This window comes from Dictyobacter alpinus (assembly GCF_003967575.1).
Lineage (GTDB): Bacteria > Chloroflexota > Ktedonobacteria > Ktedonobacterales > Ktedonobacteraceae > Dictyobacter > Dictyobacter alpinus.
The window spans coordinates 668,831-684,166 of record NZ_BIFT01000002.1 but is presented as its reverse complement, the minus strand read 5'-3'; the positions used below and the strand labels follow the sequence as shown (position 1 = coordinate 684,166).

16 protein-coding genes are annotated in these 15,336 nt (G+C 52.5%); 6 read left to right on the top strand and 10 right to left on the bottom strand.

All coding sequences use genetic code 11. The annotated features are described in order from the left end of the window. Position 1: 1 nt before the first annotated feature. Complete coding sequence (locus EL633_RS25110) at positions 2–799, bottom strand: class I SAM-dependent methyltransferase (protein ID WP_246039335.1); 798 nt, start codon at positions 797–799, stop codon at positions 2–4. 793 nt (positions 800–1,592) lie between these two features. Between EL633_RS25110 and EL633_RS25105 the strand changes: the two genes are divergently transcribed. After that, positions 1,593–2,099 carry a DinB family protein gene (locus tag EL633_RS25105; RefSeq protein ID WP_126630022.1) on the top strand — a complete coding sequence of 169 codons (507 nt, stop codon included), beginning with the start codon at positions 1,593–1,595 and terminating at the stop codon, positions 2,097–2,099. A 50-nt stretch (positions 2,100–2,149) separates the two neighbouring features. Here the strand turns inward: EL633_RS25105 and EL633_RS25100 are convergent, their stop codons facing one another. The 3 genes from EL633_RS25100 to EL633_RS25090 form a co-directional block, all read right to left on the bottom strand. Beyond that, positions 2,150–3,271: a trans-sulfuration enzyme family protein gene (locus EL633_RS25100; RefSeq protein WP_126630021.1), complete on the bottom strand. Its 1,122-nt coding sequence runs from the start codon at positions 3,269–3,271 to the stop codon at positions 2,150–2,152. Positions 3,272–3,316: 45 nt separating this feature from the next. Next, complete coding sequence (locus tag EL633_RS25095; protein WP_126630020.1) at positions 3,317–3,778, bottom strand: DUF1579 family protein; 462 nt, start codon at positions 3,776–3,778, stop codon at positions 3,317–3,319. 729 nt (positions 3,779–4,507) lie between these two features. After that, complete coding sequence (locus EL633_RS25090) at positions 4,508–5,155, bottom strand: malectin domain-containing carbohydrate-binding protein (RefSeq protein ID WP_126630019.1); 648 nt, start codon at positions 5,153–5,155, stop codon at positions 4,508–4,510. A gap of 527 nt (positions 5,156–5,682) precedes the next feature. Here EL633_RS25090 and EL633_RS25085 point away from each other — a divergent pair. The 5 genes from EL633_RS25085 (at position 5,683) to EL633_RS25070 (ending at position 8,717) form a co-directional block, all read left to right on the top strand. Beyond that, positions 5,683–6,270: a class I SAM-dependent methyltransferase gene (locus EL633_RS25085; protein ID WP_126630018.1), complete on the top strand. Its 588-nt coding sequence runs from the start codon at positions 5,683–5,685 to the stop codon at positions 6,268–6,270. Between the two features lie 183 nt (positions 6,271–6,453). Next, positions 6,454–6,582, top strand: coding sequence for a hypothetical protein (locus EL633_RS37900; protein WP_281275931.1), 129 nt, complete (start codon positions 6,454–6,456; stop codon positions 6,580–6,582). Between the two features lie 171 nt (positions 6,583–6,753). Next, positions 6,754–7,344: a GNAT family N-acetyltransferase gene (locus tag EL633_RS25080; protein ID WP_126630017.1), complete on the top strand. Its 591-nt coding sequence runs from the start codon at positions 6,754–6,756 to the stop codon at positions 7,342–7,344. Positions 7,345–7,672: 328 nt separating this feature from the next. After that, entirely contained in the window at positions 7,673–7,984 is a 312-nt protein-coding gene (locus EL633_RS25075) for a hypothetical protein (protein ID WP_126630016.1), read from the top strand. A gap of 517 nt (positions 7,985–8,501) precedes the next feature. Further along, the gene (locus EL633_RS25070; protein WP_126630015.1) at positions 8,502–8,717 is read left to right on the top strand and encodes a hypothetical protein; all 216 of its coding nucleotides are present in this window, start codon (positions 8,502–8,504) and stop codon (positions 8,715–8,717) included. A gap of 169 nt (positions 8,718–8,886) precedes the next feature. On the opposite strand, the gene EL633_RS25065 is transcribed toward EL633_RS25070, so the two are convergent. Genes EL633_RS25065 through EL633_RS25040 form a run of 6 tightly spaced genes read right to left on the bottom strand, consistent with a single transcriptional unit; the run spans position 8,887 to position 15,304 of the window. Further along, positions 8,887–9,729, bottom strand: a complete 843-nt coding sequence (locus EL633_RS25065; RefSeq protein ID WP_126630014.1) for a class II fructose-bisphosphate aldolase — start codon at positions 9,727–9,729, stop codon at positions 8,887–8,889. Next, a complete protein-coding gene (locus tag EL633_RS25060; protein WP_126630013.1) occupies positions 9,729–11,705 on the bottom strand; it encodes a D-apionate lactonase family protein in 1,977 nt (658 codons plus the stop codon). Before EL633_RS25060 ends, EL633_RS25065 begins: the two co-directional genes overlap by 1 nt. Then, positions 11,693–12,532 (bottom strand): fumarylacetoacetate hydrolase family protein, encoded by an 840-nt coding sequence (locus EL633_RS25055; RefSeq protein WP_126630012.1) that lies wholly within the window; start codon positions 12,530–12,532, stop codon positions 11,693–11,695. The genes EL633_RS25060 and EL633_RS25055 overlap by 13 nt, the downstream gene beginning before the upstream one ends. 6 nt (positions 12,533–12,538) lie before the next feature. Continuing rightward, a complete protein-coding gene (locus EL633_RS25050; RefSeq protein ID WP_126630011.1) occupies positions 12,539–13,333 on the bottom strand; it encodes an MBL fold metallo-hydrolase in 795 nt (264 codons plus the stop codon). Beyond that, positions 13,330–14,253, bottom strand: a complete 924-nt coding sequence (locus EL633_RS25045; protein WP_126630010.1) for a ketopantoate reductase family protein — start codon at positions 14,251–14,253, stop codon at positions 13,330–13,332. The genes EL633_RS25050 and EL633_RS25045 overlap by 4 nt, the downstream gene beginning before the upstream one ends. A 40-nt stretch (positions 14,254–14,293) precedes the next feature. Beyond that, entirely contained in the window at positions 14,294–15,304 is a 1,011-nt protein-coding gene (locus EL633_RS25040; protein ID WP_126630009.1) for a zinc-binding alcohol dehydrogenase family protein, read from the bottom strand. Positions 15,305–15,336 lie beyond the last annotated feature (32 nt).

The following is a 15,336-nucleotide window of genomic DNA, read 5'->3' as shown; positions in this document are numbered from 1 at the left end:
ACTAGCCTGCGTTCTCATATTGGTAAACGATGATGCGTTCCATCCTACGCAGTGTGAGATGGACCTCCTGGATGCGGAAGAGTGCGCGTACCCAGAGCGGGAAGCGCGAAAACGCGACCAGTTCATGTGATCTGAATTCCTTGAGCAGTTCAAGTTTTGGCTCTAGTTGCTTGATGTCCTGGGGATCATCAAGCCCCCACTTGTAGGTTGCACCTGTGCCCCCGACGTTTGAGCCTGCTCTTTTCACAATCCAAGGATTGCAGATATCGAAGAGCATCTGGCCTGTGGGGAAATGAGCGACTACCGCACCCAGGAGCGCTTTCACGTCTGTTTCACTCAGGTAGTGCAATACCCCTTCGGCGATAAGGAGCCCGGGTCGATCTCGTGGCACCTCGTCCAACCAGCGCAAATCCGAGAGAGGTGCTCCGATGACGTGATAGGCGTCCCGCTTGGGGAACAGTTGGCGGCGCAGGTCGATCACATCGGGGTAATCCACGTCGAACCACTGGACGCTGGCAGGTGGATCAACTCGGAACACACGGCTGTCCATACCGCAACCCACATGGAGCACGATCGCATCCGGATGATCGGCCAGATAACGGTTGGTAAGCAGATCAAAGGTCGCGGCGCGCGTGGCGATGATGGTACATCCGATTTTGTTCCACATGCTCCACGATCCCACTCCCCTGTACTGCTTGCTGATGTCGTAATCGATATGCCGCATGGCTTCTTCTGCCCACGGATCGCGCAAGATGGGATGCTTCCATTGGCTCTGGAGAGCTCGACCGTTCAAGGTCATGAGCATGGTTTCTTTTTCTTTCGTAAAGTGGATCTTCTCAGGCGTCATTGGTGTTTCCCTTTCGTATCATCTGCTTCAATAAACTATGCCTGCGCCTCTTCAAGCAGAAGAAGAGGTTCTACGTGAGAGAGCAAAAATAAGTAGTGAATGGCTGTGCATCTTGAAATTTATCTATTATAATACTGCTATAATAATAGATAACATCAAGGAGAAAAAGATGCAAATAATTGCGTTTTCGAGCAAATTTCGGATCACTCTGCGCATCATCTCACTTTTAGTTTTTTTCGTCTATCCTGCTTTCTCCTACCCCTTCTGGGTTCATGAGCTTGCATACCCAGGAAGTTTTTTTGCGTATGTTTTCATGAGACAATTTTTGCCTTTAATCGCTTTAAGCATTGTAATTTTTTCCCTCAGTACAAAAAGTGCACTTGCAACGTATATGAGCTTGCACTTGTTTTTTCTTCTCATTAGTTTAAGCCTTTGGTATAACCAGTTTAGTTTTATTACGACGAGTTTCTTGAAAGGTATTAGTACACCAGATGAGCTATCGTTCTGGCTACTTCTCCCAGTCTTTACAAGTACATTCCTTCTCATTTTTCGCAAACCTATTATTGGCTATCTTCAAGCAACTCCTCGGACGGTTTCTTGAAGTATCAGGCAGATGGTATGTGTTTTGGGTTCGGGAAAGGTTTCCGTCCATAGATTGCAAATAGTAGAACCTATGAAAAGCGGGCATAAACTGCCCGCTTTTCATGATACTCTATGAGAAAAGAAGCAAAAAGGAGCACATGCTATGGCTGAAGACAACTTTACCCTCACGACGTACTACACTATCTGGAAAGAGTATGATGAGCACGTCAAAGGGGCGATCACGCCGCTTACCGCTGAACAGCTGGCGTTGCGTGCCGCGCCTCACCTGCGTTCTGTGGGTGAGAACGCCATACATATCATCGGGACCCGTATTGGCTGGTTCATTCAAACCCTGGGAGAAGAGTTTGACGAGGAGATGAGTGCGTACCTGAAGCGAAACGAGGGTGCGCTGCGACAGGGAACACCCGTGACAACCGCAACCGAACTGGCTCAAGGTCTCGACCTCACCTGGCAACTCATCGCGGATTGTCTGGCTCGCTGGAGTCCCCCCGACATGCAACAAACCTTTCCTGATGAGTTGGACGGCAAACAGGTCCACCTGTCGCGCGCCTGGGTGGTAGGGCACGTGATGGAGCATGACATGCATCACGGCGGCGAACTCTCGTTCACCCTTGGCATGCATGGGGTTCCAACTGATTTCCCTGGCTAGAGCCTCTGTATAGATAGGTACGTGGGGAAAATAAGCCCCATGTCTTCTCTTTACTGAGCGGCAGAGCGTATCGCTGAGTCGAGATCAGCCCAGAGATCGTCGGCGTCCTCGATACCAACGCTGAGCCGGAGGAGCGAAGGGGGAAGATGTCCCTGTCCTGGGACCGCGGCTCTTCGTTCCATTGTTGATTCCACGGCTCCAAGACTGGTGGCATGGCGGATGAGCCTGATGTTCTGGCAGACCGCATCAGCAAACTCCGCCCCTCCAAGCAGATCGAACGAAATAATGGTTCCGAAGCCTTTGAGCATGCGTCTGGCGGTCGCATGCGTTGGATGTGAGGACAAGCCTGGATACCGGACACGCGTGACCTGCGGGTGCATTTCAAGTCGTTCCGCAAGCACCATGGCTGTTTGCTGGGCTCGTTGGAGTCGAAGCGCGAGGGTTCTCGCACCACGGACGGCAAGGAACGCCTCAAACGTTCCTGGTGTCGCGCCAGTGAGTTCACGGGACTTTCTCAGAGCGTGCCAGAGAGCATCGTCCTTTGTGGTGGCAACCCCTGCTAATAAGTCAGAATGGCCGCCAATGAACTTGGTGGCTGATTGTAGAGATACCGTGGCACCAAAGTCAAGTGGCTGCTGATTCAAAGGCGTGGCGAAGGTGTTGTCCACTGCGACGATTGCTCCCGGTTTGCGTGGTGCTGAGCAGACAGCCTCCAGATCGGCTACCGTGAGTAGCGGGTTTGAGGGGGATTCAAGCCAGATGAGGTCGGCGATGCTACAGGCGTGAATCCAACCAGCGGTATCATCCACCGCCACGCGTTGCACCGACCAACGCTGTTTTTCAGCGCCTGCTGCTGCAAGGCCTGCAACTCCTTGATAGCAATCATCTGGTAGCACCACAACGGCACCCACCACAAGCTGATCAAATACTGCGGCAATGGCAGCCATGCCAGAGGCAAACGCCACGGCCTTCCCAGACTCAAGCCCTCCGACGACTTCTTCAAGTGCTTCCCAGGTCGCAGTACCATCATCGCGTGAGTATTCACGTCCCTTCCCGATGATAAAGTTTGATGCGGGGATCAGCGGGACGTTCAGTGGAGCGCCAGGCTCGGAACTGCGGCCTGCCGAAACAAGCCATGATTCCGGTTTGATTTCAGATGAATGCTTCTCCATGATCTTTTCTACCTACCTCCAGACAAGACGACTTTTCCTCATGAGTTACTGTACTCGCACATATGTCAGTGCAAGGTCCTTCTCCCAGGCTGCTCCCTCTCGTGACATTTCACCCGTACTGACCATCTTGTGGTTGTCTTCGATGATCATAGTGAAGCGCTGAGAAAAACTGGGTTCGTCGCGCCACCACTTGAGTTGATTTCCTGTCATGGTTACGTCGTATTTTCTTGAGATGCCACGCTCATCAAAGAAAAGCATAAAATAGGTCTTCGCCATATCGTCGCTGCCAAAAAGAGCGATCCCATCAGGAAAGTGGGGGTCGTCAATCTCTGAATGCATGATCAAAAAAGCGCCGCCCTCAAGCCAATTAAACGTGGTACGGCCATGTAATGTGACATCGGGAAGGTAGGGATGAGACCCGATGGTTTGCCATTCGCCCACTAAAACCTGAAAAGGATCAAGCGCCGGGTTTGGGATGCATGCTTTGCTTCCGATTTTTTTCTTCATATTCTCGAGTATAGCTATGGCGATCCAAAAGTCAAGACAGTTTTTGGGCACCCATAAGATACAACTCAACCATATGAGGAAAACCGATAACTCTCCAAAAACGGAGGCACTTCTCGCCAGCCTTTTTTCTCCCTTCCTATCTGATATACTTCTCTTTGAGAATTGTATATTGGTCGCTTGCTAATGAGTCCTTCATATACAGTAAAATCAATGGAAAAGAAGAAGACATCATCACCTGGCACTCGCCAAAAGGCGTCGCAACCGTTCGGAGCTCTTTTTGTTCAAGATGTTTCACCGTCGATGAACCGCCTTATTGTGATCCAATCAGAGTTACAGGGCAGAATTGTTTGTCATCTAGCTTGAATGGACTGACGGAGCACTAGCTTGCAATTTCGCAAGAGCTGGGTAGCTCGGGCAATTGCGAAATCCCCCTCAAATGCGTCCAACAACCCCACCGGGGTTGGGAAGGTCAGATTGAGCTATTGCTGTGGGTCATCCTGTATTGTTAGCGCGGCCACTAATGCCGTTGTATCGTTTATGCATTTGGGGTGATCGGCCCTTCTTTGAGACGACCGATCACCCCGTTCCTGGCTTTTCTCAACTCACTTAAAGCTCATCGAGCACGAGTATCTCTTCGCAGCTAGAAACGCTCTCCAAAAACTTGAAGGTGCCCATACGCAATTGAGGATGGTTGCGCGAGTCTTGATTACATACCCGGAAAACGGATGGTTATGGCTCGCGTTGGACGGGGAGAATCTCGATACCGTTGATCTGTGGCAGTCCAACCGATCCCTTCGCATAGCGTATCTTGATCGCTCCGACACCATGAATGCTGCTGGAGAGTACGGTGAAATCCTTGACGATCGCTGTGTTCGGAGCACCGGCCTCAGCCACGATGTCAAAATCGGTCAGGTACTGGTTGTCGCCAATCCATAGATTGAATTTGCGCTGGTCCGGCTGGGTCTGCTCGAAATCAGCAAAGTGCAGGCGAACAGTGTAGTTGGCACCTGCCTGGATCGTATTCGTACCATCAGGATTGAGGCCTGAAATGGTAAACTGGCAGCCAAAGGTAGTATCGACATCACATACGCGAGCCGTTTGATAGACAGCTTCGGGCGCGGCATTGGGCGCGCTGGTGTCGATGGAATTGGTGGTTGAGGTGGTCGTTCCTGCGTTATTGCCTTCAATATCGCCGGCATATCTATCTGGCCCAAATGAATCGATGGCATCACCACCCGCGTTGATGGAGACAACGGCGGATGTCCCAGCGCTGGGTGCCGCGGATGCTTTATGCGCCTGCCAGTTTGCTACCAGCATAATTGCTATAATGGCAAGAAAGCTGGTTGTCAATGCAACTGTTCGTATTCCACGCTTCATGATTGTTTCCTCCTTGAAAACACATCAAAAGGAATGAATTGCTAGAGGGGCTGCGTTCACGTTCGAAGGATGTATCCTCATAATATGTCCTCGATCGTTCTCCGGCACTTCATCCGTGTGATAACAACGTCATACGGAATCTGGTATGACTGTATGATGGAGAAAGAGCATGACACGTTACCACCCCCTATGACAAATATACATACTGCTGCTCATAGAACCCTTGTCACGTAGATCAGGTCTTCGTATGAGCGTGTCTTACGAGAATGATACGCGTATGTCTCTCTCTACTAGAGTACATTTATATCGTTGTATTATGCAATAAATATGGACAATTGTGCTATATCTTTTACGTCATGAAAAACCTTGCTACTTGCAGTGCAGGAGAGGATACGCGAAGGGATGGACTCCCCTTCAATTGACCTGGAAGTGCGATCTTACCGAAAAAGAACGATACACCATCGCACCGGTAAATTTCCCCTCATCTCGCTGTACTGTAGCAACAGGAACAAGGAGGATATGAAGCCATGATGGATCGGTCAAATGGATATGAACGTGTGGCAGCAGAGTTTTTGGCCCGCCGTGGCAGTGGCCGTTTGACGGGTGTTGGTGCGAATGTCGTGCGAAAGTGGGCACAAACGCTTCCATGCCGGGCTGCTGTTCTTGATCTGGGTTGCGGGCCTGGTTTCCCCATCACCGAGATTCTGGTCGCCGAAGGGCTGACCGTCTTTGGCGTGGATGCAGCCCCCTCTTTCGTTCAGGCGTTCCGACGCAATCTTCCAAACATCCCTGTGGTGTGCGAAGCTGTCCAAGATTCTCACTTTTTTCATCGAACGTTCGATGGTGTCCTGGCATGGGGGCTCATGTTCCTGCTTTCTCCTAAAGATCAACGGCACCTGATACGAAGAATCTCCGACATACTCGTGCCAGGTGGACACCTGCTGTTTACATCGCCTTCGGAACCACTCATATGGAACGATGTGATGACGGGCCTGGAATCACGTTCCCTTGGAGCCGAAGAGTACCGAAAGCTGCTCTCAACCGTTGGCCTCTCTGTGACGAGCGAGTACGAGGATGAGGGACAAAATCACTATTTTGATGTTCTCAAGGCATAACGGCAATCATGACATGAGGGAAGTTCTGCCTCATGAATACTTTCAGATCCGACAGTCTTTGAGCGGGAACTCACGGGAGCTGGCTTTTCCGAGGTCATCACCCATGCTCTTCCATTTCAGTCTCATTATGCTTCGCTCGATACTTTCCTGCAATCGACAGCAAGTAGGTTGACCGCTGGTGTAATGGGGCAGCTCAGAAAAACTGAGCAGCAGCACCTGTTAGGGGAGGTGAGACAGGCATTGAGCCAGTTTGAGGGATCTCATGGCCTGGTGGCTTCGGCAGAATTATTGCTTGGTGTGGGAAGCAAATAGAGGAAGCTCGCTTCCTCTTCTCGCGCCGTGCCCAGCCTCAAATTGTGCCTTCTCTAGACTCGGGCGAGGGGAAGATGGAGATAACCAGGATTGTGACGACAATCGGTTATTCCGTTAGGACATATGTTACACTGGACCGAGATGAAGATTTTCATGACAGGAGGCAGATTCATGATAAAGGTCGAGCCAGTAACACTAAAAGGGCACCTCGTGCGTCTGGAACCGTTGCAGATGGAACATGCCAGTGAGTTGTACGAAGCCAGTCGAGACCCAGGTTTGTGGACCTACAAGCCTGTTTCGCAACCTGGTTCTCTTGCAGAAATGAGGCAGCTTATCGCGTCTGTTCTCCAAAGTCAGCATGTTGGGGCGTGCCAGCCTTTTACTATTTTCAGTCTCGAACGAGGGTGTGCTGTAGGGGAAACACGCTACCACAGTTTTATGCTTCAGGACCATGGATTAGAAATTGGCTGGACCTGGCTTACTCCCTCAGTCCAACGCACGGGAGTCAATACCGAATGCAAGTATCTGCTCCTGTCCCACGCTTTTGAGGTCTGGAGGGCCATTCGTGTCCAATTTAGAACGCACCATCTCAATACCAGGTCACAACAGGCTCTTGAGCGCTTAGGCGCGGTCAGAGAGGGCGTCTTGCGTAACCATCTCATTATGCCTGACGGCTCCTACCGCCATTCGGTCTATTACAGCATTATTCAAAGCGAATGGCCTTCTACCAAAGCACGACTCGAAACAATGATGCAACGCTAGAGAAGCACATTATCTCTTTGGAACGTGGGGCAAGAGCCTTTACAGCAGCTCCTTTCCCCACCCCCATCCACGAAAGAAAAACATCACATGTCTTCACGCGTTGGAGATCGCGACTTGGCGCACGATCTGGTAGGGGGAGAAGCGTGAGAGGCACATGAGCTGAAATGTTCCCGAGCAGACTCGGTCCTCGATTTTGAAGTTGGTCGCTTCACGCAATCTACCGTTACTGCTGTTGAGTGTGTGATATGTGGGTGTGTACGAAAAGTCACCCCTAAAAAGGCCCGTCTGACCTATCACATTTACTCACTGTCAAAGAGAGGTACAACCATTGAACAAATCCGTAGATACTCTCCCGCTGACTGCAACACCAGCAAGCCATGTTCGCTATCGTGTGGCAAAGCAACTTGCGGTTCTGATCCTTGCAGAAATTATCACCCATGCACTGATCCTTCGTAGCGAAGGACATCTCTCTCGATGGCAGCGCCAACTTCTGCAGTATCCTCCCGCTCTCGCACATCGTCTGGTGGCTGACGCGACAGAACTATGGAAATTCCCCCATTTGCTTACCGGCTGGGGGGCACTGCTTGACCGCCATGAACCGTGGAGATTGGCAGAGATCCTCGTCAGAGAGCTTCACTAACTCTTGCGGGTGCTTTTCGCCATCAATCATCAATGGGAACCGGAGTGGAAGTGGATCAAGCAGACGACAGCCACATTGGAGTTCAAACCAGAACACTTCATGGAACGAGTCGAAACAATGTGGACTTCATAGAATGCCACTCATCGTCTTGCGACCTGCTTCCAGTTGATTTACGAGACGTTGACCCTTCTTCCACCAGAATATGATGTCGTGCAGGCCCGCCGCACGATTCGCGAGTATCTGAATCTTCATAGTGCCTAATGGGCAAAACATATTGGGTTTCATATGGAACTGCCACATTTCTTGGCACGACCCCGTATATCAAGCAATCCTTTCCAAGGATGGGCACACATCCCATGCGTGAGGTGTGTAATATGATTTTTCATGCTAATATAACTTGACATTATTATCGCAATATGTTATATATTTAATAGCTAATCGCTATGATAGCTGAGGTATGTTTTTGTTATAGATGAAATATGTCTGGCATAGGTAAATAGAACATAAGGTAAAAATAATGGATAATATGATGGACCTTCTCAGACAACGGGCGGAGTTTATGGTGATAGCAAAAATTTTAGAGCGTACAAGACAACCGCAAGCTCATAGTCCCTTGAGCAAAGATTCCCCTTCTGATAAATGGCAGCTTTCCAGGCAAGCATCTATCCTGGTTTCGCTTGCAATCATGATCATCATCGGCAGTGTTTTTGCATATCACTACTTCTTTCATTAAGAAATTTTCTTTTGACAATGGCAACTTTCTCCGCATTCGTCTTGCACATGGGGAAATACAGGGCTGGTATTCGCGCGATTTTTCCATCAAGGCTAAATCAAAAGCGACTAGATAAACGGAACGCCATCCTTGAATGCGATGGCGTTTCTCTTTGGAACGAGGAAGCTCCTTATGCCTGTTGTTCGTATACTTGCATTTTGCTCTGACTAACGTGATATTGGGCTTCAATGAGCAAGTGCTGAAGCTCAAGCAGGCGCAGACCAGAACTCATCGCCGCAAGTTGCTGATGCAGCAAGTCAAAATAGGAAGCGCGTAGTTCAGTGTTGACATTGATTTTCGCGATACCTAACCTGATGGCCTGTCGAAGATCTTCATCCGGTAGGCCAGATGCTCCATGCAGGGAAAGAGGCAGCGTCGTGGACTGACGCAGTTGGCGCAAACGCAGCCAATCTAATTGAGGCGGATGGCGGTAGATACCATGAACGTTTCCGATCGAGACAGCCAGACACGCTGGTTGCGCGCGCTCAGCAAAAAGCGCGGCCTGTTTAGGATCGGTAAACGCGCCCGCCGCCGCCGCGCTGGCGATATCTTCGTTCCCTTCAACGCGCCCCAACTCGGCCTCTATCTCGACCCCGTAGCTCTTGCCAAGTGCGACTGCCTGGCTCACAAAGGTCATATTTTCCTCGAATGTCAATCGCGAGCCATCGGCCATGACGCTACCCACTCCCATCTGGCAGGCTCGTTCAATCTGCGCGAGATCACTGACGTGATCCAGTTGCAAGCAGACAGGAATTGGGGCCTGTTCCGCGATCGCTCGCAGACCTGCGACGAGATAGATACCCTGAGGAGCGGCAAAGGATTTTTCACTGATAAGCAAAATCACCCCGCGCTGCCGTTGCTGAGCGGCCTGTACCACAGCGACGGCGGTCTCGAATGTATAGCAGGTGAAGGATCCCAGGGCGGTGCCGCGCTCTTGATTTGCGCGTAAAAGTTCTGTGAAAGATGTCAGCATTATTCTTTATCCTCTACCATTCCTTCCACACGCAGAATCGCGTAAGGGAGAAGATCGATGGTGAATTGTCCTGGCTGGTCTGACTCGAGTGGCCACTTGCTCTGTCTGAAATGCGCGGGTGCATACATTGCCTCCTGGGCTGTGGTTTCGTCCAGTACGCGTCCGAATACCTGTGTGATATTCGGGAGAGTGAGAAGAATAGATTGCCGGGCCTGGGTGAGATTGGCGACCAGGCACAGCACGCGCCGCTCCTGACGGAGAGCCAGCGCCTCCACTGCAACGGCATTACTGAGCTCTACGGCCAGCAAATCACCATGGTGAAATTCTGCAACATCGGCGAACACATGATAGAGCGGGAAAAGTGCTCCGGGCACAGAGGGAAAATAGTCCCGTGGCTGAGTATCTTGCTCTTGCTCCAGCAAACCGCGCCAACCGATCGTTTCATAATACGTTAGCCAGTGCGCGCCCGTGCCGGTTAGATGATGCAAACTGCCCACGGTCCAGCCAGCGCCAAAGAGCGACCTCTGACGTGGATCAACAGAGGCCAGGATGCTATTTTGCTTCTGCGGGTTCTCGGGAGCGATGGCTGCCGCGTTGAAACGCGGTTTAAGTGTCACCGGGCCGACGCTGAGGGGCAAACCTGGCGCAATACGTTGTGCGTTGCTGACAGTGACAGCCTGAGCCTGGAGTGTTTCAACAAGCGAGAGGTTGTCAAAAGCATGGACCTGAGGATTGATGGGATAATTCGCCAGTTTGGCAAGATCGAGAGGCAGGTCCGCGCGATTAAACTCGGCAAAGTTCGCGCGACTGCCCGCTCCAAGCTGCATATCCAGGCCCATAATCGACCGCAATACCCTGGCCTGTTCCAGCATAGCTCTGGTGGTAACGTGTGTAGAACGCTCAAAGCAGCAGAGGCGCACGATAGCAATCCGCTGATCGCCAAGCTTGCTAAATAGCAAATTCAGTTCTTGACCCTCGGCATCGCACACTACTGAAAGTTCCAGCTCCGTTTGCAGCAGAGACGTGTCATTCCACGCCCGGCTCAGCGTCTCTTCCCAATCAGGCCGCGCCAGGTTCAGCTCCAGCCAGAGATACGCCGGGCGCAAAGCGCGCAGGTAGTCTATCTCAGCAGGGCTGAGCGCAACCGCGTGTTGAGCCAGCCCAAATCCGAGCGCGGGCAGTGCTCCAGCGCTCTCCGTGCTGACCTTGACGTTTAACTGTTCTGTGGGATGGAAGGTCTGGCCTGCCTGCAATGTAGGATAGCTCAACGGACGCAGGGTAATACTCTGCGTAACATGTTCTCCCGCCGCAAGCTCAACGGGATAAGGCAAATGCAATGGGGTGCAATAGGTTTTGTAGGAAGCGTCGGTCCAGTTCCGCTGATCTTCCATTTCAAAAAGCTCGCCGTCGAAGCGTAGTTCCATCTTGATCGCTGGCCCATCCGCCTGAGCAGGCGAGCAAACGTAGCGCATCGCAACGATATCTTTAAATGGCTGGTGAGGCGCGATATGTTCAGGAAAAACGCTGTGAAGCGTCTGGGTCGGCGTCTCAACTTCTAGCGCGGTTCCAGCCAGCTCCATGGGATGCAGGATACAAAAGCCGATACGATTCTTACGAAAAGTGCGCCGCGCCCAGCCATCGAAGGTAAACGTAATCTCGCCCGCACGACTGCCGTTGATCGTCCCATGGCCCACAAAATCGACCTCGGCACCGGTATATTCGGCGCTAAAACGCACCTGAAACGCATCCTCATCCTCGTCTACCTCATACGAGAGAAAGCGGGGAGTGATCGTGCTCCAGTTATGATCGCGTACCGCCACGTAGAGACCGCGCAAGACCTCCTGTGAGTGTAGACGAAGCGAACGCAGCGCGCCCTCCTCCAGCGTGACTATCAGTGGTCCAGCGTGCAGTTGTCGGCACACCGGAGGTGGTTGAGATGATCCCGTACGGATCACCCAGCTCTCTACTGCTCCCATGAGACCTCCACTGGATTAATCAGGCGTCCAATTTCCTCGACCGCAACCTCAACAACATCACCTTTCTTGAGGTAGAGCGGTGGCTGGCGGAAGCAACCGACGCCAGCTGGAGTACCTGTTGAAATAATATCACCGGGGTAGAGGGTGATATGCGCCGAAAGAAACGTAATAAGCTCTTCAACCGTAAAGAGCATATCCTTAGTGGACGAATACTGTTTACGCTCACCATTGACGTAGCTGGCAACATGTAGCTGGGAGGGATCAAGAATTTCATCGGTCAGCACAATTTCTGGTCCCAGTGGGCAAAACGTATCAAAGCCCTTGCCGGTTGTGATCTGATTGTCGATAAACTGCACATCCCGCCCGCTCACATCATTTACAATCGTATAGCCGAAGACAGACTCAAGTGCATTTTCTCGCGTGATATGGCTCGTTTTTTTGCCGATCACCACCGCCAGCTCTACCTCGTAGTCCACCTGGCTCTCTGGCGTGGGCAAGCGAATAGCCTCACCCGGCCCGATCACCGATGAGGGAAGCTTGGCGAAAAACTGCGGATAGGTCGGCAGGATGGCTGCGGGATTTTCTTCAAGATGGCTGCGATAGTTGATGCCGCTGAAGAGAATTTTCCCAGGATTGGGAACCGGTGCCAGTTCACGGTAATCAGGCAATACTTTGTTCCTATTGACGGCGGAGCGGGCCTCTGCTAAAGCTGTTTCACCAGCCTGGATAAAAGTCAACATATCGCTATAACCTGTAGGCGCAATGCCAGCAGGTAGTTTGACCCCAATACCAATCTGACCCGCATGGGTGTAACGTACCAGTCTCACAGTCAATTACTCCAATCTATAAGTAGTACCATCAAGCACCAGCGTCTCCCCAACCTTTGGTGCAACCACCTGGCGGCTGCCAGTTGTGTCGTACTCTTTCACCGCATCCAAAAATTCCGCCACATCGCTGGCTTCTGAGGGTTGCTGCTCCACATCGAGATAATGGCAAGCCACAGCCAGTTTGAGTCCCAGGAATTCTGCGGCCAGCGCGGCTTCCCGTGGCGACATTTCACCGGTGAGAATTTCGCCTGGCCCGGGTACTTGCTGCAAGAGGATCTGGGGTTGAGAGCAGCCGAGCAGGCCAACGGTTGGCTGGTAGAGCTGAGCCAACAGGCGTAAATCGCTAAAAATAGCGGTATCGCCGTAATGGTAGATGCTGACATCAGGCTCAGTACGCACGATAAAGCCCATGGGCACCCCGGCGATCCACTGACCATTGGGCAGTTGCGCCTGCGACCAGTGATGACATTCAACGGGCTGAATAACAACCCCATTAACCCTGGTAACAAGTCCCCAGACCGTTGCGCGCACTTGCTCGGATGGCAGGCCCATTGCCAGTAACAGATTACGAACATCGCCGCCGCACACAACCGGCGCGCCAGTACGTTGCGCTATGGCGAAGGTATCGCCGAAGTGATCAAAGGCGGCATGCGAGACCAGAATAACGTCGGGCGTGGCCAGGTCTTCATGGTGAATAGGCGAATCAGGGTTGCCACTCAAGTAGGGATCGATAAGGATACGATGCTCGCCCCAGGCAATTTCGTAGCCCGCTACTCCCAGAAATTTGATACGTGTGCTCATCGCTGCCAGCTTCTTTCCAGGCCATGAACCAAAGCCACGCAGGCTTGATTCAGCGGCACATCTACGCCAAGTTCCTGCGCGGCCTTAACGACCGCGCCATTGACGACCTCGATTTCAGTTTTACGTCTGCCCTCGACGTCTTGCAGCATTGAGGGTTTGCCTGTCCCTGCACCAGCCAGTACGGCGTGAATGCGCTCGACGCGTTCCTGCAACTCAATCCTGTAACCGAGCGCCCGGGCCACCGTCACCGACTCCGTGGTCACGGCATCGACCAGATCCAGCATCTCACCTGCCTGGCCAAGCTCACCAGCGCGCAATGTCGTCAGGGCGGCTGTTGGTAGGGTGGCGGCATTCAGGATAAGCTTCTTCCAGATCTCTGTTTTTACGTCCGCGGTGGGGGTGTTCTCAATACTGGCACCGGCTAACAGAGCACTCACGACATGTGTGCGCTCCAGGCCCGCGCTCGCGCTATAGGGACCCAGGTAGGTCGCGCCCTTGCCGGTATGCCCTACGCGTCCAGGAGCCAGCACCGTCCCACTATGATAGGTCACGCCTACGACAATTTGATGTTCGGGATAGAACTGTGCCAGCACATCGGCATTGCCCCAGCCATTTTGCAGGCTAACCACCGTGGTCTCCTGATTGACCAGGGGCCGGGCCATCTGCGCGGCTGAAGCGGTATGGTGAGCCTTGACAAAAAAGAAGACCACATCCACCGCCCCCACCTCCTGTGGAGCATCCGTTGCCTTTGGCCAGACGGTCACGCTCTCGCCTGCGTACTCAACCGTAAGACCTTGCGTGCGTATCGTTTCAAGTAGATTTTGCGCGACATCTACCACACTGACATCGTGCTGGCTCTGGGCCAGGCGGGCCGCCCAGATGCCTCCCATGGCTCCCCCACCAACAATAGCGATTTTCATCTCTATCTCCTTCTATAAAAGCACTACCATAGTTCTCTGCTTACGCAAGAAAAACACTTTTATGGACAGCCGCTGGATCTTTCGCCAGGGTGGCAAAAACGTTGGGTGCATCCCAGAGACTAAATTCGGTAGCCAGGTTGGGATAGGTAATCCTATTACTGGCCAGCAATTCCAGCGCTTCCGGAAAGCAGTTCACAGAGGCCCGCGAACCCACCACCGTCATTTCCTTGCGGGTATAGTCCAGGCCAGGGAAGGTCACGCCTATACCGGCAGGGACCAGGCCAACAATAACAATGCGGCCGCCCGCCGCCACCAGTTCAACTGTTTGTTCCATGACCCTGGCATTGCCGGTCGCTTCAATAACTACGGGCATACCCTCACCATTGGTCTTATCCAGAATCATTTGCAGGAGATGCTCGCCGGCTGGCAGCGGTTCCGCGCCCAGGCTGGCAGCGGTTTCCAGGCGAGTCGGGAGGGTATCCACTGCCAGGACAGAGGCTCCGCGTGCGAGCGCGACCTCGATGATTGCCAGACCGATAGGACCACAGCCAAGTACCAATACCTGCTCTCCAGTGGTCACCTCGCCGCGTCGGCAGGATTGCACACCGATGGCCAGCGGCTCTACGAACGATGCTCTGGTCATTGACATATTCGCAGGGACACGGTGAATATGTGTCGCTGGTGCGGTCACATACTCGGCATAGCCGCCAGGACGATGAACCCCGATGATCTGGAGGTTGGCACAGCAGTTGCTTTTGCCCACGCGGCAGGGATAGCATGTGCCACAGCCGACAAAAGGTTCAACCACAACTGCTGTACCAACCTCCAGATCAGTGACCGCTGGACCAACTTCGGCCACGATCCCGGCTATTTCATGGCCACAAATCTGGGGATACTGCGCGTAGGGATTTTTCCCCAGATAGAAATACATATCTCCAGCGCAGAGGCCCGCTGCTTTGACCTGGACAAGGACATCCTCTGAACCAATTTGAGGTACTTCCCAGGTACCTACCCGCATAGAATGCGGGGCATCCATAATTGAGGCTCTCATCGTGTTAGCTCCTTTGTACTTGTCCCGTCAGC

What these genes read in the sequence shown, in the direction of transcription:
- EL633_RS25105 (WP_126630022.1), top strand. Translation starts at nt 1,593, where the DNA reads ATGGCTGAAGACAACTTTACCCTCACGACGTACTACACTATCTGGAAA.
- EL633_RS25045 (WP_126630010.1), bottom strand. Translation starts at nt 14,253, where the DNA reads ATGAAAATCGCTATTGTTGGTGGGGGAGCCATGGGAGGCATCTGGGCG.
- EL633_RS25080 (WP_126630017.1), top strand. Translation starts at nt 6,754, where the DNA reads ATGATAAAGGTCGAGCCAGTAACACTAAAAGGGCACCTCGTGCGTCTG.
- EL633_RS25095 (WP_126630020.1), bottom strand. Translation starts at nt 3,778, where the DNA reads ATGAAGAAAAAAATCGGAAGCAAAGCATGCATCCCAAACCCGGCGCTT.
- EL633_RS37900 (WP_281275931.1), top strand. Translation starts at nt 6,454, where the DNA reads ATGGGGCAGCTCAGAAAAACTGAGCAGCAGCACCTGTTAGGGGAGGTG.
- EL633_RS25090 (WP_126630019.1), bottom strand. Translation starts at nt 5,155, where the DNA reads ATGAAGCGTGGAATACGAACAGTTGCATTGACAACCAGCTTTCTTGCC.
- EL633_RS25065 (WP_126630014.1), bottom strand. Translation starts at nt 9,729, where the DNA reads ATGCTGACATCTTTCACAGAACTTTTACGCGCAAATCAAGAGCGCGGC.
- EL633_RS25060 (WP_126630013.1), bottom strand. Translation starts at nt 11,705, where the DNA reads ATGGGAGCAGTAGAGAGCTGGGTGATCCGTACGGGATCATCTCAACCA.
- EL633_RS25050 (WP_126630011.1), bottom strand. Translation starts at nt 13,333, where the DNA reads ATGAGCACACGTATCAAATTTCTGGGAGTAGCGGGCTACGAAATTGCC.
- EL633_RS25085 (WP_126630018.1), top strand. Translation starts at nt 5,683, where the DNA reads ATGATGGATCGGTCAAATGGATATGAACGTGTGGCAGCAGAGTTTTTG.
- EL633_RS25040 (WP_126630009.1), bottom strand. Translation starts at nt 15,304, where the DNA reads ATGAGAGCCTCAATTATGGATGCCCCGCATTCTATGCGGGTAGGTACC.
- EL633_RS25070 (WP_126630015.1), top strand. Translation starts at nt 8,502, where the DNA reads ATGGATAATATGATGGACCTTCTCAGACAACGGGCGGAGTTTATGGTG.
- EL633_RS25100 (WP_126630021.1), bottom strand. Translation starts at nt 3,271, where the DNA reads ATGGAGAAGCATTCATCTGAAATCAAACCGGAATCATGGCTTGTTTCG.
- EL633_RS25110 (WP_246039335.1), bottom strand. Translation starts at nt 799, where the DNA reads ATGACCTTGAACGGTCGAGCTCTCCAGAGCCAATGGAAGCATCCCATC.